General features: G+C 70.1%; 24 protein-coding genes. 5 read left to right on the top strand and 19 right to left on the bottom strand.

The window, feature by feature from the left end:
* Nucleotides 1–5 precede the first annotated feature (5 nt).
* Complete coding sequence (locus tag AB0310_RS02090) at nt 6–644, top strand: O-methyltransferase (protein ID WP_366236485.1); 639 nt, start codon at nt 6–8, stop codon at nt 642–644.
* An 81-nt stretch (nt 645–725) separates the two neighbouring features.
* On the opposite strand, the gene AB0310_RS02085 is transcribed toward AB0310_RS02090, so the two are convergent.
* From AB0310_RS02085 to dapE, 3 genes are all read right to left on the bottom strand, one after another.
* A complete protein-coding gene (locus tag AB0310_RS02085; protein ID WP_071328210.1) occupies nt 726–899 on the bottom strand; it encodes a DUF3117 domain-containing protein in 174 nt (57 codons plus the stop codon).
* A gap of 92 nt (nt 900–991) precedes the next feature.
* Nucleotides 992–2,209 carry a hypothetical protein gene (locus tag AB0310_RS02080; protein ID WP_366236484.1) on the bottom strand — a complete coding sequence of 406 codons (1,218 nt, stop codon included), beginning with the start codon at nt 2,207–2,209 and terminating at the stop codon, nt 992–994.
* Nucleotides 2,191–3,264: a succinyl-diaminopimelate desuccinylase gene (gene dapE / locus AB0310_RS02075; protein ID WP_187663654.1), complete on the bottom strand. Its 1,074-nt coding sequence runs from the start codon at nt 3,262–3,264 to the stop codon at nt 2,191–2,193. The genes AB0310_RS02080 and dapE overlap by 19 nt, the downstream gene beginning before the upstream one ends.
* A gap of 66 nt (nt 3,265–3,330) precedes the next feature.
* Between dapE and dapD the strand changes: the two genes are divergently transcribed.
* Nucleotides 3,331–4,284: a 2,3,4,5-tetrahydropyridine-2,6-dicarboxylate N-succinyltransferase gene (gene dapD / locus AB0310_RS02070; RefSeq protein ID WP_366236483.1), complete on the top strand. Its 954-nt coding sequence runs from the start codon at nt 3,331–3,333 to the stop codon at nt 4,282–4,284.
* 237 nt (nt 4,285–4,521) lie between these two features.
* Nucleotides 4,522–5,892, top strand: coding sequence for a DEAD/DEAH box helicase (locus AB0310_RS02065; RefSeq protein ID WP_363587369.1), 1,371 nt, complete (start codon nt 4,522–4,524; stop codon nt 5,890–5,892).
* A gap of 79 nt (nt 5,893–5,971) precedes the next feature.
* Here the strand turns inward: AB0310_RS02065 and AB0310_RS02060 are convergent, their stop codons facing one another.
* The 6 genes from AB0310_RS02060 to AB0310_RS02035 all read right to left on the bottom strand — a co-directional run bounded on the left by AB0310_RS02060 (nt 5,972) and on the right by AB0310_RS02035 (nt 10,376).
* Nucleotides 5,972–7,261: a citrate synthase gene (locus AB0310_RS02060; protein WP_259953090.1), complete on the bottom strand. Its 1,290-nt coding sequence runs from the start codon at nt 7,259–7,261 to the stop codon at nt 5,972–5,974.
* A 190-nt stretch (nt 7,262–7,451) separates the two neighbouring features.
* Nucleotides 7,452–8,564, bottom strand: coding sequence for a succinyldiaminopimelate transaminase (dapC, locus tag AB0310_RS02055; protein ID WP_366236482.1), 1,113 nt, complete (start codon nt 8,562–8,564; stop codon nt 7,452–7,454).
* 9 nt (nt 8,565–8,573) lie between these two features.
* Nucleotides 8,574–8,894 carry a ferredoxin gene (fdxA, locus tag AB0310_RS02050; protein WP_017203330.1) on the bottom strand — a complete coding sequence of 107 codons (321 nt, stop codon included), beginning with the start codon at nt 8,892–8,894 and terminating at the stop codon, nt 8,574–8,576.
* Nucleotides 8,895–8,903: 9 nt separating this feature from the next.
* Complete coding sequence (locus AB0310_RS02045; protein WP_232089204.1) at nt 8,904–9,314, bottom strand: histidinol dehydrogenase; 411 nt, start codon at nt 9,312–9,314, stop codon at nt 8,904–8,906.
* Nucleotides 9,315–9,354: 40 nt separating this feature from the next.
* Nucleotides 9,355–9,669: an AzlD domain-containing protein gene (locus tag AB0310_RS02040; protein ID WP_187663650.1), complete on the bottom strand. Its 315-nt coding sequence runs from the start codon at nt 9,667–9,669 to the stop codon at nt 9,355–9,357.
* Nucleotides 9,666–10,376, bottom strand: coding sequence for an AzlC family ABC transporter permease (locus AB0310_RS02035; protein ID WP_366236916.1), 711 nt, complete (start codon nt 10,374–10,376; stop codon nt 9,666–9,668). Before AB0310_RS02035 ends, AB0310_RS02040 begins: the two co-directional genes overlap by 4 nt.
* Nucleotides 10,377–10,481: 105 nt before the next feature.
* On the opposite strand from AB0310_RS02035, the gene relB reads away from it, so the two are divergent.
* A complete protein-coding gene (gene relB, locus AB0310_RS02030; RefSeq protein ID WP_366236481.1) occupies nt 10,482–11,030 on the top strand; it encodes a type II toxin-antitoxin system RelB family anti-toxin in 549 nt (182 codons plus the stop codon).
* A gap of 3 nt (nt 11,031–11,033) precedes the next feature.
* On the opposite strand, the gene AB0310_RS02025 is transcribed toward relB, so the two are convergent.
* From AB0310_RS02025 to typA, 4 genes are all read right to left on the bottom strand, one after another.
* Nucleotides 11,034–12,659 (bottom strand): MFS transporter, encoded by a 1,626-nt coding sequence (locus AB0310_RS02025; RefSeq protein WP_259962796.1) that lies wholly within the window; start codon nt 12,657–12,659, stop codon nt 11,034–11,036.
* Complete coding sequence (glsA, locus tag AB0310_RS02020; protein ID WP_187663647.1) at nt 12,656–13,705, bottom strand: glutaminase A; 1,050 nt, start codon at nt 13,703–13,705, stop codon at nt 12,656–12,658. The genes AB0310_RS02025 and glsA overlap by 4 nt, the downstream gene beginning before the upstream one ends.
* A gap of 107 nt (nt 13,706–13,812) precedes the next feature.
* Nucleotides 13,813–14,697 carry an aggregation-promoting factor C-terminal-like domain-containing protein gene (locus tag AB0310_RS02015; protein ID WP_366236480.1) on the bottom strand — a complete coding sequence of 295 codons (885 nt, stop codon included), beginning with the start codon at nt 14,695–14,697 and terminating at the stop codon, nt 13,813–13,815.
* A gap of 186 nt (nt 14,698–14,883) precedes the next feature.
* Nucleotides 14,884–16,797: a translational GTPase TypA gene (typA, locus tag AB0310_RS02010; protein ID WP_187663645.1), complete on the bottom strand. Its 1,914-nt coding sequence runs from the start codon at nt 16,795–16,797 to the stop codon at nt 14,884–14,886.
* Nucleotides 16,798–16,898: 101 nt separating this feature from the next.
* On the opposite strand from typA, the gene AB0310_RS02005 reads away from it, so the two are divergent.
* The gene (locus tag AB0310_RS02005; protein ID WP_522727326.1) at nt 16,899–17,732 is read left to right on the top strand and encodes a CPBP family intramembrane glutamic endopeptidase; all 834 of its coding nucleotides are present in this window, start codon (nt 16,899–16,901) and stop codon (nt 17,730–17,732) included.
* A 7-nt stretch (nt 17,733–17,739) separates the two neighbouring features.
* Here the strand turns inward: AB0310_RS02005 and AB0310_RS02000 are convergent, their stop codons facing one another.
* From AB0310_RS02000 to gcvP, 6 genes are all read right to left on the bottom strand, one after another.
* Nucleotides 17,740–18,306 carry a PH domain-containing protein gene (locus tag AB0310_RS02000; protein ID WP_366236479.1) on the bottom strand — a complete coding sequence of 189 codons (567 nt, stop codon included), beginning with the start codon at nt 18,304–18,306 and terminating at the stop codon, nt 17,740–17,742.
* A gap of 1 nt (nt 18,307) precedes the next feature.
* The gene (locus AB0310_RS01995; RefSeq protein ID WP_187663642.1) at nt 18,308–19,981 is read right to left on the bottom strand and encodes a dipeptide ABC transporter ATP-binding protein; all 1,674 of its coding nucleotides are present in this window, start codon (nt 19,979–19,981) and stop codon (nt 18,308–18,310) included.
* A complete protein-coding gene (locus AB0310_RS01990) occupies nt 19,978–20,919 on the bottom strand; it encodes an ABC transporter permease (RefSeq protein ID WP_366236478.1) in 942 nt (313 codons plus the stop codon). Before AB0310_RS01990 ends, AB0310_RS01995 begins: the two co-directional genes overlap by 4 nt.
* Nucleotides 20,912–21,838, bottom strand: a complete 927-nt coding sequence (locus tag AB0310_RS01985) for an ABC transporter permease (protein ID WP_187663640.1) — start codon at nt 21,836–21,838, stop codon at nt 20,912–20,914. Before AB0310_RS01985 ends, AB0310_RS01990 begins: the two co-directional genes overlap by 8 nt.
* A 102-nt stretch (nt 21,839–21,940) precedes the next feature.
* Entirely contained in the window at nt 21,941–23,590 is a 1,650-nt protein-coding gene (locus tag AB0310_RS01980) for a peptide ABC transporter substrate-binding protein (RefSeq protein WP_187663639.1), read from the bottom strand.
* A gap of 215 nt (nt 23,591–23,805) precedes the next feature.
* Nucleotides 23,806–26,646 (bottom strand): aminomethyl-transferring glycine dehydrogenase, encoded by a 2,841-nt coding sequence (gene gcvP, locus AB0310_RS01975; RefSeq protein WP_522727332.1) that lies wholly within the window; start codon nt 26,644–26,646, stop codon nt 23,806–23,808.
* Between the last annotated feature and the right edge of the window lie 40 nt (nt 26,647–26,686).

The following is a 26,686-nucleotide window of genomic DNA, read 5'->3' as shown; positions in this document are numbered from 1 at the left end:
AGGTCATGAGCGAGCACGACGCCAACGCGCGCTTCCTTCGGGAGTCCATCGTCGAGCCGGAGACCATCGCCCGCGCTCGCGCCCACGCCGTGGAGCTGGGGGCTTCCCCGATCAGCGCGGTCGTCGGCTCGCAGATCGCCGTGCTCGCCGCCGCAGGCGCCGCCCGCTCCATCGTCGAGATCGGCACCGGCGCCGGCGTCTCCGGACTCTGGCTGCTGCGCGGCGCGCCGACCGCGGTGCTGACCTCGATCGACAACGAGCCCGAGCACCTCGCCGCCGCCCGCCAGGCGTTCGCGGACGCGAAGGTGCCCGCCACTCGTGCCCGGTTCATCGCCGGTCGCGCGATCGACGTGCTCCCCCGGATGAACGAGGCGTCGTACGACATCGTCTTCGTGGACGCCGACCCCGAGAACGTCATCGAGTACGTCTCGCACGGCCTCCGCCTCGCCCGCACGGGCGGCCTGGTGCTCGTGCCCCGCATCCTCGCCGGGGGCCGCGTGGCCGACCCCGTCCAGCGCGACGACATCACATCCGCCTACCGGTCGCTCGTGCAGGAGACCCAGGAGTCGTCGGCGGTGCTGGCGACCGTCTCCCCCGCGGGCGAGGGTCTGCTGCAGCTGATCCGCCTCGACGACCGCGCCTGATCGGACGCCGCTCACGCGAAGAGGGCGATGGATCCGCGGATCCATCGCCCTCTCGGTTCCGCCGCAGCGGACCAGATTCGATCAGGCCGGGGCCACGACGGCACCGAGCACGTCGTGAAGCTCCTTGGCCTCGGCGTCGTTCACGGAGACGACCAGGCGGCCTCCTCCTTCGAGCGGAACACGCACGATGATGAGTCGTCCCTCTTTCACGGCCTCCATGGGTCCGTCTCCGGTCCTCGGCTTCATCGCTGCCATCGTGGCTCCCTTTCCTCCGGTGGTATGGGACGAGTTTATCGGGTGCGGCCGCGCCGTGGACGTCACCGGACACAATCCGCGTCGCCGCGTCGTCAGGGCACCTGCCAGAACGTACTGCCGAGGGCATACACGTGATAGACCCAGACCCACTGGCCCAGCAGGCACAGCGCGAGCACGCCCAGCCGCCAGGCGCGGGAGCGCGGGATCGCGACCGCTCCCCACGCCGGGCTGAGCGGCAGCAAGAGACGGAAGGTGCTCGACTGGGGGAAGAACACCGCGAGCAGATAGAGCAGGTAGCTCGCGCTCCAGAGACGGAGGTCGGGGCCGAGCGCGCGCACCTGCGGGGACAGCAGCAGCGCGGCGGCCGCGGCGACCACGAGCACGACGAGGGCGACCGGCCCCCATCCCGACGGCAGACCCCAGAGCTCGAACCAGAAGTGCGACGCCTGCACCCATCCCTCGAAGGGCACGAAGCCCTCCACGCCGCCGACGATCCAGTGCCGACGCCACGCGAGCTCCGTGGCGAGGTAGGCGCCGGGGTCGCCGGTCACGACGCCCGCGATCAGCTGCCAGGCGAATCCGGTGGCCGTCGCCAGCGCGCCGAGGGCAACGATGTGCACCACTTCCCTGGCGCCCAGCGGATCGGTGCGGCGGTTCCTCCAGCGAAGGATCCCGTGCAGGCCGAGGTACAGCGCGAAGGCGAGCACGCCGGGGCGGGTGAACCCCAGAACGGGGATCAGCACGTACAGCCAGGCGTAGTTCCGCCGGATCGTCGCGTCCAGGGCGAGGAACAGCAGCAGCAGGAAGAGCGTCTCGGCGTATCCGACCTGGAACAGGGCGGCGAGCGGACCGGATGCGAAGAAGACGACGGCCCACAACGCGGCCGCGTTCCCGACGCGGTCGCGGAGCAGCCGATGCAGGGCGAGACAGGCCAGGTAGCCGGCACCGAGCGAGAGCACGAGGGCGCCGGCCGCCCAGGAACCGAGCACGAAGCCCAACGCCTTCGCGGCGTACGCGAACACCGGCATGAACGCCCAGGCGTTCTCGGCCACCTGCCCGTCGTCCGTCAGCGGGAGGTCCGAGGGATAGCCGTGCACGGCCACCTGCCAGTACCACTGCGCATCCCATCCGAGGACGAAGTCGATGAGTCCCGCGTCGTCGCCGAAGCGGGAGAACACCGTGGACAGGGAGGCCGCGGCGATGAGGAATCCGGTCGTCACGACCCGTGCGAGGACGTAGACGATGCCGATGCGCAGGGCGAGCGGCATCCGCGCCCAGCGCCGCGTGAGCGTCAGTGCGACGTGAGCCATGCGCGCAGACCCCGCTCGACGGCGTCGATCTGGGCGAGCGGCACGCGCTCCTCGTCGTGATGGGCGAGATGCGGGTCGCCGGGTCCGTAGTTCACGGCCGGGATGCCGAGGGCCGAGAAGCGGGCCACGTCGGTCCACCCGTACTTCGGCTGCGGCTCCGCGCCGACGGCCGCGACGAAGCGGCGCGCGATGTCGGCGTCCAGACCGGGGCGCGCGCCCTCGGCGGCATCCGTGATCTCGACGTCGAATCCGGCGAGGACCGCCCGGACGTGGGCCTCGGCGTCGGCCGCGGACTTGTTCGGCGCGAAGCGGTAGTTGACCTCGACCTCGCAGGCGTCCGGGATGACGTTGCCCGCGACCCCTCCTGCGATGCGGACCGCGCTGAGCCCCTCCCGGTAGAGCAGGCCCTCGACCATCACCTCGCGCGCCCGGTACTCGGACAGCCGAGTGAGGATGGGGGCCGCGCGATGGATCGCGTTCTCGCCGATCCAGGCCCTGGCACTGTGCGCGCGGACGCCCGTGGTCCGCACGATCGCCCGCAGCGTGCCGTTGCACCCACCCTCGACCTGTCCGTTCGACGGCTCCCCGAGGATGGCGAAGTCGGCCTGGAACAGGTCGGGCCGTGCCGCGGCGAGAAGCCCGAGGCCGTTCAGGGAGGCCGCGACCTCCTCGTTGTCGTACCACATCCAGGTCACGTCGATCGCGGGGTCGGTGAGCTCGGCGGCGAGCTTGAGCTGCACCGCGACCCCGGCTTTCATGTCGACGGTGCCCCTTCCCCACAGATGCGGCACGCCGTCGATCTCGACGTCGCGCGTGGGCAGGTTGTCGTTGAGGGGCACGGTGTCGATGTGCCCGGCGATCGCCACGCGCTGCGCTCGGCCGAGATCCGTGCGGGCGACCACCGTGTTGCCGTGGCGGATGACCTCCAGGTGCGGCAGACCGGACACGGCCTCCTCGATCAGGTCGGCCAGGGTCTTCTCATCGCCGGAGACGCTCGGGACATCGCAGATCGCCCGGGTGATGTCGGCGGAGGACGCGGTCAGATCGAGCACCATGCCCCCAGCCTACTGATGCCCGTCATGCGGGACGGGACACCGTCGTCGGCGCGATACCGTGGAGGCATGAGCGACGCACGATCTGTCTGGGGACTGGGCCTGACGACCACCGCGAGCGACGGCACGGTCCTCGACGCGTGGTACCCGGAGGTCCGCTCGTCCGCGCCGTCCGCGGACGAGGTCGCCACCGCCCGCACCGCGCTCGACGCGCAGACGGGCCAGGACGAGCGGCGCGACGTGACCATCGCGGTCGTCGAGCTCACGATCGATCTGGACGCGGCTCCGGCCTCCACGGCGGACGCCTATCTGCGCCTGCACGCCCTGTCGCACCTGCTCGTGGGGCCGAACGCCCTCAACCTGGACGGCATCTTCGGTCATCTGCCGAACGTCGCCTGGACCAATGCCGGCCCCCTGCTCCCCGCCGATGCGGCGCGCCTGCGCCCGCAGCTCCAGCGCGCCGGGATCCAGATCCAGGGTCTGGACAAGTTCCCCCGCCTCACCGACTACGTGCAGCCCGCCGGGGTGCGCATCGCCGACGCCTCGCGCGTGCGGCTGGGCGCCCACCTCTCCCCGGGCACCACCGTCATGCACGAGGGCTTCGTGAACTTCAACGCCGGAACCCTCGGCGCCTCGATGGTCGAGGGTCGCATCTCGCAGGGCGTGGTGGTCGGCGACGGCAGCGACATCGGCGGCGGGGCCTCGATCATGGGCACGCTCTCCGGTGGCGGGTCGCACCGTGTGTCGATCGGCGCCCGCACGCTGCTCGGCGCGAACGCCGGCATCGGCATCTCCCTCGGCGACGACTGCGTCGTGGAGGCCGGGCTCTACGTCACCGCCGGCACGAAGATCGTCCTCGCCGACGGCCCCGCGACCGCCGACGGCGGACGGAAGACCGTCAAGGGCGCCGATCTCTCGGGTGAGGACGGCCTGCTCTTCCGTCGCAACTCCCTCACGGGCGCCGTCGAGGCCGTCCGCCGGGCCGGTGTCGGCGTGACGCTCAACGAAGCGCTCCACGCCTGACAGCGCACCTGCAGCCTTCGACCGGTCGCCGCTGGTAGACTGGGGTCGTTGCCCGCGCCGCCGGCCGGTCAGCATCGTCGTCGTCTAGGGGTCTCCGAGGACCGAAGCGAGCGCCCGCGCTCCCCTCTCCAGCCCGAACTGGCCATTCGCACGGCGAACGGACGCGCACTCGCTGCGTCTTCGCCCACCTCACCCCACTATCCCGCGCCGTTCTCGTGCGCTGACGGAGTTCTCTGCATGTCTTCCTTCCTCGATCTCGGCGTTCCCGCCGAGCTCGCCACCGTTCTCGCCGCCTCCGGAAAGACCGAGGCGTTCGCCATCCAGCGCGACACCCTGCCCGACTCGCTCGCCGGCCGTGACCTCCTCGGCCGCGGACGCACGGGCAGCGGCAAGACCATCGCCTTCGCGCTCCCGCTCGTCGCCCGCCTGGCTGCCTCCGGCCACAAGCGCCGCTCCGGCCTGCCGCGCGGCCTCGTGCTCGCCCCCACCCGCGAGCTGGCCACCCAGATCGCCGCGACCGTCGCCCCCCTGGCCGAGGCCGTCGGGCTGCGCGTCACCACCGTGTTCGGCGGTGTCAGCCAGCGTCCGCAGGAGCAGGCGCTGCAGGGCGGCGTCGACATCGTCGTCGCCTGCCCCGGCCGTCTGGAAGACCTCATGAAGCAGCAGATCGTGCGTCTCAGCGCGATCGAGGTCACCGTGCTGGACGAGGCCGACCACATGGCCGACCTCGGCTTCCTCCCCGGCGTCACCCGCATCCTCTCGGCGACCCCCGCCGACGGTCAGCGCCTGCTGTTCAGCGCCACGCTGGACCGCGGCATCGACACCCTCGCCCGCCGGTTCCTCACGAACGCCGTCAGCCACGAGGTCGACGAGGCGAGCGTGCCCGTCGGCGAGATGACCCACCGGGTGCTCGTCGTCGACTCCCCGGAGAACAAGACCGTGCTGGTGCGCGACCTCGCCTCCGGCACGGGCCGCCGCATCCTCTTCACGCGCACCAAGCACCAGGCGAAGAAGCTCGCCAAGCAGCTCACCGCCGCCGGCATACCGGCCGTCGACCTGCACGGCAACCTCTCCCAGAACGCGCGCGAGCGCAACCTCGGCGCCTTCTCCGCCGCTCCTGAGGACGGCGGCGTCCGCGTCCTCGTCGCGACCGACGTCGCGGCCCGCGGTGTGCACGTCGACAACGTCGACCTCGTCGTCCATGTCGACCCGCCCGTCGAGCACAAGGCGTACCTGCACCGTTCCGGACGCACGGCTCGGGCCGGCGCGGCCGGCACCGTCGTCACCGTCGTCCTGCCCGAGCAGCGCCGCGACGTGAAGGATCTCCTGCGCAAGGCCGCGATCACGGCACCGCTGGAGAACCTCACCACCGACGCCGTCACCGAGCTCGTCCCGGAGCGGGCACCGCACGTGCGGCCCGCGCCCCCGCAGCCGCAGCAGCAGCGCTCAGCGAAGCAGCGGCCGGCGGGTGGCGAGAGGAGCACCGCGACCACCCCGCCGTCCCGCCGCCGTCGTCGTCCCCGCGCCGCGGGCCAGGGCGGCGCGCCGGGCTCGCAGCGTCAGGGCGGCCAGGGCCGTCAGGGCACGCGTGGAGCCCAGGGACGCTGATCCCGGCTCGCGCCTGACAACAGCGAAGGCCCCCTCGCACTCCGGTGCGAGGGGGCCTTCGGCGTCTGCGGCGCAGCGCTCAGCGCGTCGGGAACGCGCGCTCCGGCGACCCGGTGTAGAGCTGCTGCGGGCGGCCGATCTTGGTCTGCGGGTCGAGCTGCAGCTCGCGCCACTGGGCGAGCCAGCCGGGAAGACGGCCGATCGCGAAGAGGACGGTGAACATGCGCGTGGGGAATCCCATCGCCTTGTAGATCACGCCGGTGTAGAAGTCGACGTTCGGATACAGGCGCCGCTCACGGAAGTAGTCGTCGGCGAGGGCGATCTCCTCGAGCTCCTTCGCGAGGTCCAGGAGCGGATCCGTGACGCCGAGCGAGCTCAGCACCTCGTCTGCGGCCTCCTTGACGAGCTTGGCGCGCGGGTCGTAGTTCTTGTAGACCCGGTGCCCGAAGCCCATCAGCTTCACGCCCTCTTCCTTGTTCTTCACCCGCTCGACGAACCGGGAGACGCTCTGACCCGAGTCGCGGATCTGGCCGAGCATGGTGAGGACCGCCTCGTTCGCACCGCCGTGCAGGGGTCCGGACAGGGCCTGGATCCCGGCCGAGACGGAGGCGAACTGGTTGGCGCCGGTCGAGCCGACGAGACGGACGGTGGAGGTCGAGGCGTTCTGCTCGTGGTCCTCGTGCAGGATGAGCAGCAGTTCGAGGGCCTTCACCATCGTCGGGTTGATCTCGTACGGCTCGGAGTTCACGCCGAAGTTCAGCTTCAGGAAGTTCTCCACGAAGCCGAGCGAGTTGTCCGGGTAGAGGAACGCCTGGCCGACGCTCTTCTTGTGCGCGTAGGCGGCGATCACCGGGAGCTTGGCGAGCATGCGGATGGTGTTCAGCTCGACGTGCTCGGGGTTGTGCGGGTCGGTCTGGCCCTCGTAGTACGTCGACAGAGCGGCGACGGCGGACGACAGCACCGACATGGGGTGCGCGGTGTGCGGCAGCGCGGAGAAGAAGCGCTTGAGGTCTTCGTGCAGCAGTGTGTGGCGACGGATCTTCTCGTCGAACTCGGCCAGCTCCGTGGCGGACGGCAGCTCTCCGTAGATGAGCAGCCAGGCGACCTCGAGGTAGCTGGTGCTGCCGGCGAGCTGCTCGATCGGATAGCCGCGGTACCGCAGGATGCCCTTGTCACCGTCGATGAACGTGATGTCCGACTTGGTGGAGGCCGTGTTGACGAAGCCGTAGTCGAGCCCCGTGAGGCCGGTCTGACGGGTCAGCGTCGAGAAGTCGATGCTGTCGTGGCCCGCGGTGCCGCGGACCAGGGGGAATTCGGCGGTGGTGTCGCCGATCGTCAGCTTCGCCGTCTGGTCTGCCGCAGCGCTCACGCGGACCTCCTCCTTCTGTCTGATCGCCCCGGCGTCGCGGGCGTCAGCAAGTTCTTGATCAAGCCGGAACTGGCGATCTCTCGGGCGCTGAGCGCCTGGCCGGGTGCCGACCGAATCGCCTTTACAGCCTAGTCGTCACACAGGCCTACTGTGACAACCGCCAAAGGGATCGGCACAGCAGGGAGGGTTCCTACAGATCCGCTCCGCGCAGACGCCGAGCCGCCTCGGCGACGAGGTCCGTCGGCGCCGTCAGCGACAGCCGCACATGCTCGGGGGACGACGCTCCGTAGAAGTGCCCTGGTCCGGCGAGGATCCCGAGGTCGGCGAGACGCGCCATCGACTCCCAGGCGTCGCGTCCCTCCGTCGCCCAGAGATAGAGCCCGGCCTGCGACCCGTCGATGCGGAAGCCGGCCGCCTCGACGGCGGGGAGCAGCAGGGCGCGCCGCTCACGGTAGAGCTCCTTCTGCGCCACGACGTGCGTCTCGTCACCGAGGGCGACCACCATCGCCTGCTGGACGGGCGCAGGCGGCATGAGGCCGAGATGCTTGCGCGCGGTGAGGAGCTCGCCGACCACGCGGGCGCATCCGGCGACGAAGGCCGCGCGGTATCCCGCGAGGTTGGACTGCTTGCTCAACGAATAGACGCTGAGGAGGTTCGCCCGTGTGCCGCCGGTCACCCGGGGGTCGAGCACGGACGGGATGGGCTCGTCCGCCCAGGGGCCGTCCCATCCCAGTTCGGCGTAGCACTCGTCGCTCGCCAGCACGGCGCCCAGCTCCCGAGCCCGCTGCACGGCCACGGCGAGCTCGTCGACGGTCCACGTGCGGCCGTCCGGGTTGCCGGGGGTGTTGATCCAGATGAGCTTCGCACCCTCCGGCCACTCCGCCGGGTCGTCGGCCGCCAGGGGCGTCGCCCCCGCCACCCGCGCGCCGACCTCGTACGTCGGGTAGGCGACGCGGGGATGCACGACGATGTCTCCGGCACCGAGCCCCAGCAGCGTGGGCAGGAGCGCGACGAGCTCCTTGGAGCCGATCGTCGGCAGCACGTTGTCGACTCGGAGGTCCGGGACGCCGCGGCGGCGGGCGTACCAGTCGACGATCGCCTCCCGGAGCGCGGGGGTGCCGACGGTCTGCGGATAGGCATGGGCGTCGGTCGCCTCGGCGAGGGCCTGACGGATGACCTCCGGCGTGGGATCGACCGGCGAGCCGACGGAGAGGTCGACGAGACCGTCCGGGTACCGGGCGGCGCGCTCGCGGTAGGGGACCACGGCATCCCAGGGGTAGTCGGCGAGGTCGCGGACGCTCACGGAGCGTGCCTACTCGCCCTGCGGCGGGAGCGCGGCGATGATCGGGTGGTCGAACGGGTAGACGCCGACCTTGGCGGCGCCGCCGGGCGAGCCGATCTCGTCGAAGAACTCGACGTTGGCCTTGTAGTAGTCCTGCCACTCGTCGGGGAGGTCGTCCTCGTAGTAGATCGCCTCGACGGGGCACACCGGCTCGCACGCCCCGCAGTCCACGCACTCGTCCGGGTGGATGTAGAGCGACCGTTCGCCCTCGTAGATGCAGTCAACGGGGCACTCGTCGATGCAGGCGCGATCCTTGACATCGACGCACGGGAGGGCGATCACATACGTCACCCCCTCAGTCTACGACCCGTGGACCTCGGGTTCCTCCGCGGAGGGCGTGGCGGGGCGGACCGGCTGCCGGGAGAACGACGGCCACGCGATGACGAGCAGCACGATGCCGGCGGCGAGATAGGTCCAGATGCGCCCGGCGAGGGTGTCCTGCACGACGACGGAGCCACCGGGACCGACGCCCGAGATGAGCACGATCATGGCCAGCATCCCGAGACCGGCGGCGACCGCGGCCCCCCGGTCGTGGGTGAGCGCCCGCACGGCGATGAGGATCGCGGCACATGCGACAGCGGCGACGATCAGGCCGATCGGGATCGGCCCCCACATGACGCTGTGCGCGATGGTTCCCGCGACGCCGTAGACCCCGCCCACCAGGGCAGCGGCCACCCAGGACAGCACCCTCGACAACCACTTCCCGCGCACCCCCCGATCCTACCCGGGCGGTGCCCGGCGAGACGACGGCTCAGGCGGCGAGACCGGACAGCCGCAGCAGCGCGGCGACGAGGGCGGCGGACGCCACCACCACGAGGAACGACTGCCGCAGCCAGAGGAGTCCCGCCGCGACGAGCAGGGCGGGCACGCGCGCGTCCACGGTGATCGCCTGCCCGTCACCGAGGGACTGCACCGCGACGAGGGCGGCGAGCAGCGCGACGGTGAGGAGGTCGGAGATGCGGGCGGGGCGCGGCGCCTCGAGCACCTTCGGCGGCACGAGATAGCCCACGGCCTTCAGCGCGAGGCAGATCAGGGCGGCGAGGAGGATGGCGCTCCAGAGGCTCATGCGCCCCCCTCCCCTTCGCCGACGCTCGCGGGACGCGGTGTCCCCAGCCAGTTGAACCACCCGACGACGATCGCGACGACAGCGGCGACGAGCACCGGGAGCCCCGGCATGAGGAACGGCGTGAGGGCTGCCGCGATCACGGCGGCCGCGATCCCGACGGCGACGGCCTGCCGCTGACGCAGACGCGGCCACAGCAGGGCGAGGAAGGCCGCAGCCGCCGCGGCATCCAGCCCCCAGGCCCTCGGGTCGCCGAGCACGTCGCCGACCAGCGCGCCGACGAGGGTGGTGAGGTTCCAGCCGAGGAAGATGCCGACCCCCGTGACCCAGAAGCCCACCCGGCGCAGGCGCGGATCGTCCTGCGCGATCGCCACGGCGGTGGACTCGTCGATGGTGAAGTGCGCGGCGGCCGCTCGCCGTGCCGGTCCGCCCCCGATGAGCGGCGACATGCGCATCCCGTAGGCGACGTTGCGCACGCCGAGGAGTGCCGCCGATGCGATCGCCGAAGGCAGGGCGGCCAGGCCACCGGCGGCGAACACCCCCACGAACGCGAACTGCGATCCCCCGGTGAACATCAGGAGGCTGAGCACGCACGTCTGCCAGACGTCGAGCCCCGCGGCGACGGCGAGCGCGCCGAAGGAGATGCCGTAGGCGCTCGTGGCGAGCACGACACCGAGCGCCTCGCGCCACACCTCACGCTCAGCGGTCACCGGGTCCCGCTCCACCGCGACGTTCGCTTCACTGAACACACGATCATCATTCTGAACATGGCGATCCGTATAGTCAAGCGAACGATCGTTTGCCATGATGAACGCATGGAGGATCTCCGCACCCGCATCGCCCGCACGCTCCGCCGCGAGCGCGAGGCCGCGAACCTGTCCGTCTCCGAACTCGCCCGACGGGCCGGGATCTCGAAGGCCACGGTCTCGCAGCTCGAGAGCGGTGCCGGCAATCCGAGCGTGGAGACGCTGTGGGCGCTGGGCGTCGCGCTCGGCGTGCCCTTCGCGGTGCTCGTCGACCAGCAGGCCAACGCCCCGACCCTCATCCGCGCCGACGACCTCGCGGGCGTGCCGTCCTCCGCCGCGGCCTACAGCGCCACCCTGCTCTCCGCGAGCCCTCCGGGTGCCCGGAGGGACGTCTACCTGATCCAGGCGGAGCCCGGCGACCCCCGCCGGTCCGACCCCCACCACGCGGGCACGGTCGAGCACGTGATCCTCATCGCCGGGCAGGCACGGGTCGGTCCCCCCGACGATGCCGTGGTGCTGAACCCCGGCGACTATCTGACCTATGCCGGCAACGTCGCGCACGTCTTCGAGGCGGTCGAGCCCGGCACGAGCGCCGTCCTCATCTCCGAGCTGCGCTGAGGTTCACTCCCCCGGCCCCGTCGGCGACGGGTCGGGGATCTCGTGCGGTCGGTACTGCGGCAGGCGCGACGCGGGCAGGATCGCGAGCGCGCTCACCGCGGCGAGGATCAGAAGGCCGAGCTTGAGCGTGCGCAGCCGCGACTCCTCGTTCACGGCGACCGCGGCGTCGACCTGTTCCGGCGTCGCGTCCGTGGTCTCCAGCACCGCGCGCAGTTCGTCGTTGCTGATGAAGTTCACCTCGTTCAGATCGACCTGCGACACCAGCGACGGCGGCAGCTCGGGATGCTCCACGACCGCGCGGCCGACGTTGAGCGCGAGCAGGGACACCAGCAGCGCCCCGGCGAGCGCGGTCCCCACGGCGGAGGCCAGGTTCTGCGTGGTGCCGCGCAGCGACCCGACGTCGCCGGCGAGCTCGGGCGGCGCCGCCGTCACCAGTACGTTGAACACCAGGGTGACGAGGGCGCCCTGGCCGATGCCGAACACGACGAGCCCGGCGATGGTCGGCACCGTCTCCCAGTTGTTCGTCACCACGACCGACAGCCAGACGAGCGCCGCCGTGGTGAGGATGAACCCGAACACGCCGATCGTCCGCGGCGGATATCGCCTGTAGAAGCGCACGACGAGCGTCGCCGTGATGAACACCGTGAGGTTGAACGGCATCATCGCCAGGGCCGTATCGAACGGCGTGCGTCCCTGGACGATCTGGATGTACAGCGGCACCGTGAAGTTCACGCAGGCCTCGAGGGCGACGACGATGAACATGGCGTACACCGCGGCGCGCTCCCGCGACGAGCCCAGCACGGTCAGGTCGATCAGCGGCACCTTCCCCTCGGCCATCCGCCGCCGGGTCCACAGGAAGAACCCCTGGCCCAGGATGATGCCCAGGACGATGAAGATCGGGGCGGGCGAGAGTCCGAGGACGGAGAACGGCGCGGACGGCGCCGCCGCGAGTGCTCCCCAGCTGTTCAGGTTGTTGAACCCGAGGGTGAGCAGCACGATCGCCGCGCCGATGAGGAGGGCGGCGACGAGATCGATGCGGATCGCCGCGTCGCCGCGGTCGCCGCGCAGCGTGAAGCTCAGGGCGAAGACAGCCACGGCGATCGCCAGCACGATGACGAACAGCGGACGCCACCCGACGAGGGTGCCGAGCGTCCCTCCGATGAGGAAGGCGCTGACGCCGGAGATCGCGCGTGCCGAGCCGATCGCTCCGATCGCGGTGGCCTGCTGCGGTCCCCGGTAGTTCTCGGCGATCAGGGCCACGATCGAGGGGACGATGATCGCGGCGGCCGCACCCGCGACAGCCTGCCCGGCGATGGCCCACCAGACGGTCGGGGCGAGGAGCATCATCACGGCGGACCCGGCGAAGAGCGCGACGACGACGCGGAAGATCAGCACCCAGCCGACGCGCTGCCCGAGTTTGGCACCGGTCATCACGAGCGCGGCGACGGCGAGGCCGTACATCACGATCGTCGTGCTCGCGATGGTCGGCGGTACGCCGAAGTCGGCCACCATGCCGCCGAGCGAGATCGGCAGCGCCGCGACGTTGAAGGACATGAGCACCTGCGCGAGGAACAGGCTGACCATCGGCAGCCAGGACGTCTTCACGGGTGCGGGAGCCGTGCGGGTCATGAGCGCTCTCCTTCCGACGACGACGAGGCGCCCGCCCCGCCGGCATGCTCACGGGCGGGCGCGGAGGCGAAGAGGTTCAGCCCGAGCGACCGCGACAGGTGTCCGATCGCCATCTGCGACCGGATCGAGTTGCCCGCCTCGTCCAGGCGGGGTGAGAACCCGGCGACGGCGCCCTTGCCAGGAGAGACCGCGACGAGGCCGCCGGCGACACCCGACTTGGCGGGCAGACCGATCTCGAACAGCCAGTCGCCCGACCGCTCGTACAGCCCGCTCGCCGCGACGACGGCCAGCGTGTCACGGCAGACGTCCGCGGAGACCACCCGCTCCCCCGTCACCGGGTTCACTCCGCCGTCGGCGAGCGTGGCCCCCATGACGGCGAGGTCGTGCGCGGTGACCGCCAGCGCGCACTGCCGGGTGTAGACGTCGACGATCTCATCGGGGTCGCCGGCGAGCCGGCCGTAGCTGCGCAGCAACCAGCCCAGGGCCCGGTTGCGCTCGTTCGACCCCGCCTCGGACGCGTAGACCTCGCCGTCCAGGCTCAGGGGCCGTCCGGCGAAGGCGGACAGCCCCTCGCGGACACGCTCCCACTGCTCCACCGCCGTGGCGCCCGGCATGAGCGCCGTGGTGGCGATCGCCCCGGCGTTGACCATCGGGTTGCGCGGATGCCCGTCGTTGAGCTCCAGCGCCACGACCGAGTTGAAGGCGAGCCCGGTGTTGTTCACACCCACGATCTCGCGGACCCGCTCGTGGCCGTGCTCCTGGATGGCCAGCGCATAGACGAACATCTTCGAGATCGACTGGATGGAGAACGGGTGCAGGGCGTCTCCGGCGTCGTGGATGCCGCCGCCCACCTCGATCACCGCGAGCCCGAAGAGCTCCGGATCGACCGCGGCGAGCACGGGGATGTAGTCCGCCACCTGGCCGGACACCTCGTCCGCGTACCGGGCGTGGGCCTCGCGGACGAGCTCGTCCACCCGCTCCCACCCGGGCAGCGTGCCCGTGGAGACCTCCTGAGGGACATCGAGCCAGACGGTGGGATCGAGCACCACTCCTCCTCGGAATCGCGACGCCCCCAGCCGTCTCCCTGACACGGTAGCGCCCGTGTCGGGTGACGGCTAGGGGCAGATCCTCCGCGAGGAGCCGGCTCTGCGGCTCAGTACCAGTTCATGGCCTGGGAGTGTCCCCAGGCGCTGCACGGGGTGCCGTAGGCGTCGGCGATGTACTTCAGGCCCCAGGCGATCTGGGTGGCGGCGTTCGTCTGCCAGTCGGCGCCCGCCGTGGCCATCTTGCTGCCGGGCAGCGCCTGCGGGATGCCGGTCGCTCCCCCGTCGTTGTTGTACGCCTGGTAGTTCCAGCCGGACTCCTTGTTCCACAGCGAGTTCAGGCAGGAGAACTGGTCGCCACCCCAGCCGTAGCGGTCCGCCATCATCTGCTGCGCCGTGGCCCGAGCGCCGTCCGGGGTGTTCGCGGAGGCGAGTGCAGCCGCCGCAGCCGCCGCCTTCTCCTCGGCCGCGCGGGCGGCGTCGTCGGCCGCCTTCTTCTCCTGCGCGGCGGTGAAGGCCTTCTGGAGGTCAGCCGTGGCGGTCACGACCTTCTCGGTCTCCGCCTCGGCCTGCTCGGCCGTCACGGTGGTCAGGACCAGCGGGAGCGTGGATCGGTCGGCGAGGGTCTCCAGGTCGTCTTCGAGCGCGGTGGTGTCGACGGGCGCCGCGGCGCTCACGTCGAGGCCCGACTCGGCGACCTCCGCGGTCAGGCTCTTCGCCGCGGCGACCGCGTCGGTTCCGTCAGAGACCGTCATGACGGCCTTGTCGGCGATGCGGGTGAGGGGCACGGAGCCCAGGTTCTGGCTCGTGACGGCAGAGGCGGTGTCGGAGCGCTCGGCCCCGGCTGCCGGGGCGGAGGCGAGGCCGACGCTGAGGGTGATGCCGACGAGCGCGGCCGTGGCGGCACCGAGGGCGATCAGGGGTGTACGGGTGACAGTGGCGCGAGCGGCTGCCGCGTCGGAGGCGCGCCGAAGCGCACGGGTCTTCTGAAGCAAGGCTGTGACTTTCGGGTCGTCGTACGCCCTTTCAGGGGACTCATCGGGAGCTCGCCCCGGGCGCAAGTGAACGAGTCTGCGCCATCAACCTGAACGAAAACTAGCCCTCACCTGGGATTTTCATGAGAGAGGGCCCCACGCGGCCAGATGGCGGCGTGGGGCCCTCTCGAGAGGAGTGCGAGACGATCAGGCGTTCGCGTCCTGACGCTTGAGGCGCGAGGCCTCGCGACCACGGACGGTCTGGTCGAGGATCACCTTGCGGATGCGGACGACCTCGGGCGTGACCTCGACGCATTCGTCGTCACGGGCGAACTCGAGGCTCTCCTCGAGGGTCAGCACGCGCGGGGGCGTCATCGACTCGAACGTGTCGGAGCTGGCCGCACGCATGTTGGTGAGCTTCTTCTCCTTGGTGATGTTCACGTCCATGTCGTCGGCGCGGGAGTTCTCGCCGATGACCATGCCCTCGTAGACCTCCTGCGTGGGCTGCACGAAGAACGACATGCGCTCCTGCAGGGCGATCATCGCGAACGGGGTGACGACACCCTGGCGGTCGGCGACGATCGAGCCGTTCTGGCGCGTCGTGATGGAACCGGCCCACGGCTCGTAGCCGTGCGAGATCGCGTTCGCGATGCCGGTGCCGCGGGTCGTGGTGAGGAACTCGCTGCGGAAGCCGATCAGACCGCGCGACGGGACGATGAACTCCATGCGCACCCAGCCGGTGCCGTGGTTGGTCATGTTCTCCATGCGGCCCTTGCGGTTCGCGAGGAGCTGCGTGATCGCGCCGAGGTGCTCCTCCGGCGTGTCGATGGTCAGGTGCTCGAACGGCTCATAGGTCTTGCCGTCGATCTTCTTGGTGACCACCTGCGGCTTGCCCACGGTGAGCTCGAAGCCCTCACGACGCATGTTCTCGACGAGGATGGCGAGGGCCAGCTCGCCGCGGCCCTGCACCTCCCACGCATCCGGGCGCCCGATGTCGACGACCTTGAGCGAGACGTTTCCGATGAGCTCCTTGTCGAGACGGTCCTTGACCATGCGCGCCGTGAGCTTGTGCCCCTTGACCTTGCCCATGAGGGGCGAGGTGTTGGTGCCGATCGTCATCGAGATGGCGGGGTCGTCGACCGTGATCGCGGGAAGCGGGCGGACGTCCTCCGGGTCGGCGATGGTCTCGCCGATGGTGATGTTCTCGAAACCGGCGATCGCGACGATGTCGCCGGGGCCGGCCGACTCGGCCGGGTAGCGCTCGAGAGCGCGGGTCTTGAGCAGCTCGGTGACGCGCGCGTTGCTCGTGGTGCCGTCGGCACGCACCCAGGCCACCGTCTGGCCCTTCTTGAGCGTGCCGTTGAAGACGCGCAGCAGGGCGAGGCGGCCGAGGAACGGGCTGGAGTCGAGGTTCGTGACCCAGGCCTGCAGCGGAGCCTCGTCGTCGTACGCCGGAGCGGGGACGTGCTCGAGGATCGCTTCGAACAGGGGCTCGAGGTCGTCGTTGTCGGGCAGCGCTCCATCGGCGGGACGGTTCCGCGATGCAGCGCCGGCGCGACCGGAGGCGTAGACCACCGGCACGTCGAGCAGCGCGTCGACGTCGAGGTCCGGCACGTCGTCGACCAGGTCGGAGGCGAGGCCCAGCAGCAGGTCGTGCGCCTCCTCCTCGACCTCGGCGATCCGGGCGTCCGGACGGTCGGTCTTGTTGACCAGGAGGATGACGGGGAGCTTGGCCTCGAGCGCCTTGCGCAGCACGAAGCGGGTCTGCGGCAGCGGGCCCTCGCTCGCGTCGACGAGGAGCACGACGCCGTCGACCATCGACAGGCCGCGCTCGACCTCACCACCGAAGTCGGCGTGGCCGGGGGTGTCGATCACGTTGATCGTGATCTCCTTGCCGTCGGCGTGCTTGCCCTTGTAGGTGATCGCCGTGTTCTTGGCGAGGATCGTGATGCCCTTCTCGCGCTCCAGGTCGTTGGAGTCCATCGCGCGCTCCTCCACGTGCGAGTGGTCGCCGAAGGAGCCCGTCTGGCGGAGCATCGCGTCGACGAGCGTGGTCTTGCCGTGGTCGACGTGGGCGACGATTGCGACGTTGCGGAGGTCAGAGCGGAGGGCGTGCGCCATACAAGGGTCCTCAAAGAGTGTGGGGTTGCGCCGGGAAGCCGACGTTCCAGGATAACGTACGCGCGGATCGGGTTCCTGAACGCACGTCGTACCATCGTCCCGTGACCCTCCCCGACCCGACTCCCCCGGTCCCGCAGACGTCCTCGACCGCGCCGAGGCGGAGCGACGAGCCGCGCGAAGGCTCAGGGCGGCTGTGGTGGGAGATCGCCATCGTGCTGGCCCTGGGTCTCGGTCAGTCCGCGATCTACGCGATCGTGCAGCTCGCCTATCGACTCACGGACGACACGCCCCTCGCGGATCAGACGGCCACCCTCAACCCCTCCCGCAGCGACCGGGAGGTGTTCGACCTCATCTATCAGGTGCTGTCGATCGGCTTCGGGCTGGTGCCTGTGCTCCTCGTCTGCTTCCTGTTGTGGCAGCGCCGCCGCCCCCACCTGGAGCGGCTGGGACTCGACGGCACCCGGGTGGCGGGCGACATCGGCCGCGGCGCGCTCCTCGTCCTCGCGATCGGCGTGCCGGGACTGGCGCTCTACTTCGGCGGCCGGGCCCTCGGACTCTTCGTCGCCGTGAACCCCGCGGGCCTGGACGCCCATTGGTGGACCGTGCCGATCCTGCTGCTCGCCGCCGCGCGCGCGTCGCTGCAGGAGGAGTTCGTCGTGCTCGGGTACCTGTTCGCCCGCCTGCGGCAGCTGGGGTGGTCGCCATGGACGATCATCGTCTCGACCTCGGTGCTCCGCGCGACGTACCACCTCTATCAGGGGCCCGGCGCCTTCATCGGCAACCTCGCGATGGGGCTGCTCTTCGGATGGCTCTACCACCGCACCGGTCGGCTGCTGCCGTTCCTGGTGGCGCACTTCCTCATCGACGCGGCGGCCTTCGTCGGCTACCCCTGGGCCGCGGCCGCCTGGCCCGCCCTGTTCGGTCTTCCCGGCTGAGGCCCGCTCAGCCGAGGTTGACGACGACGAGCGCCGCGACGGCCCACAGCACGATCACCGCGAGGGCGATGAGGGCCGTGCCGTCCCAGCTGCGTCGGATCGGCGCGTCCGCCGTCGAGGGAGCCGCGGTCCACAGATCGCGGATGCCCGTGAGCACCCGGAGCGCCGACGGCACCTTCGGCTCGGCGTCCTCCTCGCGGGAGCGACGAGGCGGACGCGCCTTGGCCGGTCCGCCCCAGCAGCTCAGGGTGCGGCCGTCGTCCAGCGTGAACTCGAGCTGCCACCGCATGTCGATGTCCTGCACGTGCGCCCAGCCGAAGGTCGTGCGACGCAGCAGGTTCTGCACCACAGCCCCCTCCTGATCCACGCGGACGAAGGAGACGAAGGCCGTCTCGTACACGATCCACAGGCCGAGCAGCAGCCAGGGCGCCACGAGCAGCGCCTGCACGATGCTGCCGTTGACGACGGTGTCGCCCAGCAGGAACAGCACGAGCAGGATGCTGAGCACGAAGACGACGGTGCCCGAGGGCGCACGGAAGGTCCGTGCGCCCTCGGGGTGTCCGGGAGATGCCACCTCAGAGGCCGCCGAGCGGGATCGACGCACCCGGGATCGCCTGCAGCAGACGATCCGTGTACTCCTCCTGCGGGTTCGCGAAGATCTCGTCGACCGTCCCCTGCTCGACCACCTTGCCCTTCTCCATGACGCAGACCAGGTCACTGGAGACCCGGACGACCGCGAGGTCGTGCGTGATGAAGAGGTAGGTGAGGTCGAGCTCGGACTGCAGGTCGGCGAGGAGCTTCAGGATCTGATCCTGCACGAGCACGTCGAGCGCCGACACCGCCTCGTCGAGGACGATGATGTCGGGCTTGAGCGCCAGCGCACGCGCGATCGCGACGCGCTGACGCTGTCCGCCGGAGAGCTCGTTCGGATAGCGCGTGGCCAGCGCCTGCGGCAGGGCGACCTGCTCCAGGAGCTCCTCCACACGGGCGCGATGCGAGGCCCGGTCGCCGACGCCGTGGATCTGCAGCGGCTCCGCGATGGTGTTGCCGATGTTCCGCAGCGGATCCAGGGACCCATAGGGGTCCTGGAACACCGGCTGCATGCGCCGGCGGAGTCCGAACGACTGCGCGTTCGACAGGTGGGACACGTCCTGCCCGTCGATCTCGATCGTCCCGCTCGTCGGCTCCTCCAGCTTGAGGACCATCTTCGCGACCGTGGACTTCCCCGAACCCGACTCGCCGACGAGGGCCAGCGTCTTTCCGCGCGGGATCTCGAACGACACGTCGTCCACCGCCCGGAACGCCTCGCTGCGGAAGTTGCCCTGCCGGATCTTGTAGTCCTTGGTCAGGCCGGCCACGCGGACCGTCGGCGGGATGTCGGCCAGGTCGTCGAGCGTCTCGATGCCCCGGTCCTCCACCACCGCCTGGATCCGCTGCGAGGCGACGCTGGGCGCCGCAGCGACCAGTCGCTTCGTGTACGGGTGCTGCGGGTTCTCCAGGATCTGCCGGCTGGGGCCCGCCTCGACGATGTTGCCGCCGTTCATGACGATGATCTTCTCGGCGCGTTCGGCCGCGAGTCCCAGGTCGTGCGTGATCAGCAGCACCGAGGTGCCCTTATCGCGCGTGAGCGACGCCATGTGGTCGAGGATGACCCGCTGCACCGTCACGTCGAGAGCCGAGGTCGGCTCGTCGGCGATGAGGAGCTTCGGGTCGGCCGCGAGACCGATCCCGATCAGCGCCCGCTGGCGCATACCGCCGGAGAACTGGTGCGGATACTGGTGCAGGCGACGCTCGGCATCCGCCAGCCCGGCCTGCTGCAGCACCTCGATCGTCCGCGCCTTCGCGGCGGCGCGCCCCTGGGCGACGCCGTTCGCGCGGACGGCCTCCTTCACCTGGAAGCCGATGCTCCACACGGGGTTCAGGCTCGACATCGGGTCCTGCGGGACGAAGCCGATGTCTCGACCGCGCACCGCCTCCATGTCGCGCCGGCTCAGCCCGGTCAGCGGGCGTCCCTCCAGCGTGATGGACCCGCCCGTGATCGTCCCCGTGCCCGGGAGCAGGTCGACGATGGCGGTCGCCGTGGTCGACTTGCCCGAGCCGGACTCGCCGACGATGGCCACGGTCTCACCGGGCATCACATCGAACGTGATCCCGTGCAGGACCTCGCGCATCCCGTCCTGCGTGCGGAACGCGACGGTGAGGTCGCGCACGCTCAGCAATGGGATCTGTGGGGTGTTGCGGTCGCTCATCGGCGAGCCCTCGCCTTCGGGTCGATGGCGTCTCGGATGAGCTCGCCGAGGCTCACGAAAGCGAGCACCGCGAGGGTGAGCGCGATCGACGGATAGATGAGGGACATCGGAGCGACGCGCAGAGCCGCCTGCGCCTGGCTGATGTCCTTGCCCCAGGAGACGACGGTGCCGTCGAGCCCGACGCCCAGGAACGACAGCGTCGCCTCGGCCACGATGGCGGCGGCGAGGCCGAGCGTCGACACGACCAGCAGCGGTGCGATCCCGTTGGGAACGACGTGGGTCACCAGCGTCTTGAACTGCGACAGCCCCAGGGCGCGCGATGCCATGACGAAGTCCGCCTGACGCACCCGCAGGATCTCGGCACGCACGACGCGAGCCGTCGAGGCCCAGGAGAACCCGCCGATGGCGAGCGCGAGCGTCCACACCGACCGGTAGTCCGACAGCACCGTCATCACGACGAGCGCGGCGAGGATGTACGGGATCGCGAAGAAGATGTCGCCCACGCGGGAGAGGAGGGCATCGAGCCAGCCGCCGTAGAAACCGGCGATCGCTCCCATGATCAGGCCGAGGACCGCGGAGATCACGGTCGCGATCAGTCCGACGGCGAGCGAGGTCTGCGCACCCCACACGACACGCGCGTAGATGTCGCATCCCTGGAAGTTGTAGCCGAGCGGATGACCCGCGGTGGGTCCCTCGTTGCTGTACGTCAGTTCGCACACGCGCGGATTGACCTGTGTGAACAGCGTCGGCCAGAACGACATCAGCACGAACACGGCGGCGAGGAACACGGCGAACCAGAACAGCGGACGACGGCGCAGGTCCCGCCAGGCGTCACGCCACAGGTTGCTGGGCTTCTCGCCGACGCGGACGGCGTCGACGGAGATCGTCTCGGTCTCGACCGGGGCGACGTAGTGGTTCTGCGTGGTGGGGTCAGACATAGCGGATCCTCGGGTCGAGCAGACCGTAGAGCAGGTCGATGACAAGGTTCACCAGCACGTACAGGATGACGAACACCGTGACGAAGGAGACCACGGTCGGCCCCTCGCCCCGGATCGCCGCCTGATAGAGCGTGTTGCCGACACCGGGGATGTTGAAGATCCCCTCGGTCACGGTGGCCCCGACGAGAAGGACACCGAAGTTCGTGGCGGAGTTGGTGATGACCGGGATGAGGGAGTTGCGCAGCACGTGCACGGGGAGGACGCGTCGCCGCGAGAGCCCCTTGCTGTATGCCGTGCGCACCCAGTCCTGGTTGAGGGTGTCGATCACCGAGCTGCGCATCAGGCGCATGCTGACGGCGAACAGGCTGAACCCGAGGACGAGCGCGGGGAGCCACAGGCCGCCCCAGTCGTTGTCGGAGCCGACCGTGGGGCTGAACCAGCCCCACTGGATCGCCAGGAAGTACTGCGCAAGGAAGCACATCACGAAGATCGGGATGGCGAGGGCCACGAGCGCGACGAGCAGGGCCGTCGTATCGAAGAGCTTCCCCTTGCGCAGCGCCGAGATGGTTCCGACGGAGATCGCGAGGGCGAACTCGATGCCGATCGCCATGATCGCGAGACGACCCGTGACCGGCAGGGTGTCGACGAGAACGTCGGAGACCGGCCGGCCGGAGAACGTCACGCCGAGATCACCCTGGAAGACACCGGTGATGTAGTACCAGTACTGCACCAGGAACGGATCGTTGAGGTGGTACTCCTCGCGGAGCGCGTTGACGAGGGCCTCGCTGGGCGTACGGTCGCCGAACAGCGCGAGGATCGGGTCTCCCGGCATCGCGAAGACGAGGAAGTAGATGAGCAGAGTGGCCCCGAAGAAGACGGGGATCACCTGGAGAAGACGTCTGAGGATATAGCTGAGCATCCGCTGTCGCTTTCGGGCGGTCGCGAACAGGCAGGACGGAAGCACCCGACGAGGCGGTGACGGAAGACCGTCACCGCCTCGCGTTTGCGAGCTCCGTCAGGCCTATTCGGCAGCCTTCGTGATCTCGTAGTACAGCGGCACCGAGTTCCAGCCGAAGGTGACGTTGTCCACCGTGTCGGCGTAGCCACCGGTCACGTTGGAGTACCACAGCGGGATCGCGGGGAGGTCGTTGAAGAGGATCTCCTGCGCCTTGGTGAACTCCTCGACCTGAGCCGCGGTGTCGGTGTTGCTGATGCCGTCGGCGATCAGCTTGTCGAACTCGGGGTTCGAGTAGTCGCCGTCGTTCGAACCGGCGTTGGTCGCGTAGAGCGGGCCGAGGAAGTTGTACAGACCGGGGTAGTCGGCCTGCCAACCCGAGCGGGCGGCGGTCTTGATGCTGTTGTTGTTGATCTCCTCGCGGATGACCGAGAAGGTCGGGTACGGGTCGCCCGAGGCCTCGATGCCCAGCGTGTTGGAGATCGCGTTGGTCACGGCCTCGACCCACTCCTGGTGGCCGCCGTCGGTGTTGTAGGCGATCTTGAACTCGCCCTCCCACGGGGAGATCGCGTCGGCCTCGGCCCACAGCTCCTTGGCCTTCTCCGGGTCGTACTTCAGGACCTCGTTGCCCGAGATCGAGTCCGACCAGCCGTCGATGACCGGCGACGTGAAGTCGGAGGCCGTGGTGCGGGTGCCGAAGAAGATCTTGTCGGTGATCTGGTCGCGGTCGAACGCCATCGAGATGGCCTGGCGACGGAGGATGCCCTCTTCGCCCGAGAAGTGCGGCAGGAACTGCCCGATCGTGAACGACTGGAACACGGCGGACGGCTGGTTCACAGCGCGGTCGCCGAGGTCATCCTGGAACGTGGGCAGCGAGACGGCGGGGATGACGTCGATGACGTCGACCTTGTTGCCCTGCAGGTCCGCGTAGGCCGCATCCTGGGTCGCGTAGAACTTGATCGTGAGACCGCCGTTCTTCGCCTGGCGCCCGCCCTCGTAGTCGTCGTTGCGGACCAGGTCGATCTGCACGTCGTGCTGCCAGGCGCCCTCGCCGTCGAGCTTGTACGGACCGTTGCCGATCGGGTTCTCCCCGAAGGCGTCCATGTCCTCGAACGCCGCGTCAGGCAGCGGGTAGTACGCCGAGTAGCCGAGGCGCAGCGCGAAGTCGGCGGCCGGCTTGTTCAGGGTGATCTTGAAGGTGTAGTCGTCCACCTGCTCGAGGCCGGTCAGGTCGCCCTGCGCGCCGTACACCTCTTCGGTGTTCTGGAAGCCCTCGATGTCCTCGAAGAAGTAGTTCGAGAGATGCGCGTTCTCCGCCTGGGCGCCGTAGTTCCACGCCTTGATGAAGTTGTCGGCCGTGACCTCTTCGCCGTCGGAGAAGGTCTGCCCCTCCTTCAGCGTCACCGTGAGGTGCTGCGGGTCTTCGGTCACGATCTCCTCGGCCATGTCGTTGACCGGCTTGCCCTCGGCGTCGTAGTAGACGAGCCCGGCGAAGATCTCGTCGAGGATCTTGCCGCCGCCGACCTCGTTGGTGTTGGTCGGGATGAGCGGGTTCTCGGGCTCGGAGCCGTTCGTGGTGATGATGGCATCCGGGTCGGCCTTCGCCCCGCTGCCGTCGTCTCCCGAGTTGCCGCCGCCGCTCGCGCAGCCGGCGAGAGTCAGGGCGCCGATCACGAACAGTGCGCTGCCCGCGAGGGCGATCTTGTTGCGCTTCACTTTTGTCCTCCTGTGGACGTGGGAATTCTGCGCGGCTCATCATCGAGCGCGCAGGGATACCTGAGCGTAACCCGGGGGTCGCGAGTCCAGGACGTTCGGCTAACGAACTGTTACTGAGTGGTGACCATCTGTCACATGACGGAAACATGGCGTAACGCGAACGGCGCCGCGCCGCCGGGAGGCGGGCGCGACGCCGTTCGTCGTGCGGGTCCGTGTCAGGCGAAGGCCTCGATCGGCGGGCAGGCGCAGACGAGGTTGCGGTCGCCGTACGCCTGGTCGATCCGGCGGACCGGCGGCCAGTACTTCGCCGCCACCAGCGAGCGCACCGGATAGGCGGCCTCCTCGCGGGTGTAGGCGTGCGCCCACTCCCCCGCGATGAGCGAGACCGCGGTGTGCGGGGCGTGCACGAGCGGGTTGTCGTCTGCGGGCCAGCGCCCCGCGGCGACGGCGTCCGCCTCGGCCTTGATCATGATCATCGCCTCGATGAACCGCTCGATCTCGTCGAGGTCCTCCGACTCGGTGGGCTCCACCATGAGGGTGCCGGCGACCGGGAACGACATGGTCGGGGCGTGGAACCCGTAGTCGATCAGGCGCTTGGCGACGTCGTCGACGGAGATGCCGGTGGCCTCCTTGAGCGGACGCAGGTCGAGGATGCACTCGTGCGCGACCCGACCGTTCTCCCCCGTGTAGAGCACCGGGAAGTGGCCGCCGAGGCGCTCGGCGATGTAGTTCGCCGAGAGGACCGCCGCGGCGGTCGCGCGCCGGAGCCCCTCGGCCCCCATCATGCGCACGTACGCCCACGAGATCGGGAGGATGCCCGCGGAGCCGTACGGTGCCGCGGAGATCACGGCGCCCTCGAACGTGTGGCCGCCGAAGTGCTCGGCGCGCTGCGCGAGCGGGTGCGACGGCAGGTGCGGCGCGAGGTGCGCCTTCGCCGCGACCGGACCGATGCCCGGGCCGCCGCCGCCGTGCGGGATGGCGAACGTCTTGTGCAGGTTGAGGTGCGAGACGTCGCCGCCCAGGTCGCCGAAGCGGGCGTAGCCGAGGAGCGCGTTGAGGTTCGCGCCGTCGACGTACACCTGACCGCCGGCCGCGTGCACCGCCCCGGTGATCTCGACGACCTGCTCCTCGTACACGCCGTGCGTGGACGGGTACGTGATCATCAGCGCCGCCAGGTCGTCGGCGTGCTGGGCGATCTTCGCGCGCAGGTCGTCCAGGTCGACGTTGCCGAGCGCATCGCTCGCCACCACGACGACCTTCATGCCCGCGAGCACGGCGGAGGCCGCGTTCGTGCCGTGGGCGGAGGACGGGATGAGGCACACGATGCGGTGGTCGTCGCCGTTCGCGCGGTGGTAGCCGCGGATCGCGAGGAGGCCGGCGAGCTCCCCCTGGGATCCGGCGTTCGGCTGCAGCGACACCGCGTCGTACCCGGTGATCTCGGCGAGCCAGCTCTCGAGCTGGTCGATGAGCTCCAGGTAGCCGCGCACGTCGGCCTCCGGGGCGAACGGGTGGATGCCCGCGAACTCCGGCCACGTGATGGCGGCCATCTCCGTGGCGGCGTTGAGCTTCATGGTGCACGAGCCGAGCGGGATCATGCCGCGGTCGAGCGCGTAGTCCCGGTCGGACAGGCTCTTCAGGTACCGCATCATGGCGGTCTCGCTGCGGTGGCTGCGGAACACCGGGTGCGTGAGGTACTCGTCCGCGCGGCGGAGGGCGTCCGGCAGCGCGTCCGCGTCGCCGAGGCCGAAGCCGAAGGCGCGCTCCTGCTTCCCTCCGAAGACCTGCGCGACCTGGTGCAGCTGGGCCACCGTGGTCGTCTCGTCGACCGCGATGCCGATCGTGTCGACGTCGGCGACCCGCAGGAGGATGCCGTAGCCGCCCCGTGCCTGGTCCGCGTACTCCGCCGCCCGGCCGGGGACGCGCACGGTCAGTGTGTCGAAGAAGTGCTCGTGGACGACCTCGGCGCCGGCCTCGACGAGCCACTCGCGCAGCAGGGTCGCCTTGGCGGTCACTTCGCGGGCGATCTGTCGAAGCCCGTCCGGGCCGTGGTAGACCGCGTACATCGACGCCATCACGGCGAGGAGCACCTGAGCGGTGCAGATGTTCGACGTCGCCTTCTCGCGGCGGATGTGCTGCTCGCGGGTCTGCAGCGAGAGGCGGTAGGCCGGCTTGCCTTCGGCGTCGACGGAGACGCCGACGAGGCGTCCGGGCAGCTGCCGCTCCAGGCCTGCGCGCACGGCCATGTAGCCGGCGTGCGGGCCGCCGAAGCCCATCGGCACACCGAAGCGCTGCGTCGTGCCCACGGCCACGTCGGCCCCGAGGGTGCCGGGCGCGGTGAGGAGCGTCAGCGCGAGCAGGTCGGCGGCCGCGACGGCGAGCGCGCCGGCGACGTGCGCGGCGTCGAACACCGCGGACGGATCCCACACGCGGCCCGAAGCCCCCGGATACTGCACGAAGACGCCGAAGAGCTCGGCGGGGAGCTCCTCCCCCGCCGCGAAGTCGACCGCGACGAGCTCGATGCCGAGCGCCTCGGCGCGGGACGCGAGCATGGCCTTCGTCTGGGGCAGCGCATCCGCGTCCACTGCGAACACGTTCGACGCGGTCTTCGATGCCCGGCGCGCGAGCAGCATCGCCTCCACGACCGCGGTGGACTCGTCGAGCATCGACGCGTTCGCGGTGGTGAGGCCGGTGAGCTCGGCCACCATCGTCTGGAAGTTGATCAGCGCTTCCAGGCGCCCCTGCGAGATCTCGGGCTGGTACGGCGTGTAGGCCGTGTACCAGGACGGGTTCTCGAGGACGTTGCGCTGGATGACCTGCGGGGTGACGGTGCCGTAGTAACCGAGGCCGATCATCGAGCGGTTCACGGTGTTGCGCCCGGCGAGGGCACGCAGCTCGGCCAGCGCCTCGGTCTCCGACGCGGCGACCGGGATGCGGGAGTCGGCGACCGCGCCCTCCGGTCCCGTGTAGATCGAGGCGGGGACGGCCTGACGCATGAGCTCCTCGACCGGGCTCAGCGTCCCGCTGTCGACGGAGCCGAGACCGAGCGCGTCGAGCATCGTGCGCTGGGCGGCCTCGGTCGGTCCGATGTGACGATCG

The organism is Microbacterium meiriae (assembly GCF_040702565.1).
GTDB classification, from domain to species: Bacteria; Actinomycetota; Actinomycetes; order Actinomycetales; family Microbacteriaceae; genus Microbacterium; species Microbacterium meiriae.
This window is presented reverse-complemented; position numbering and strand designations above follow the sequence as displayed.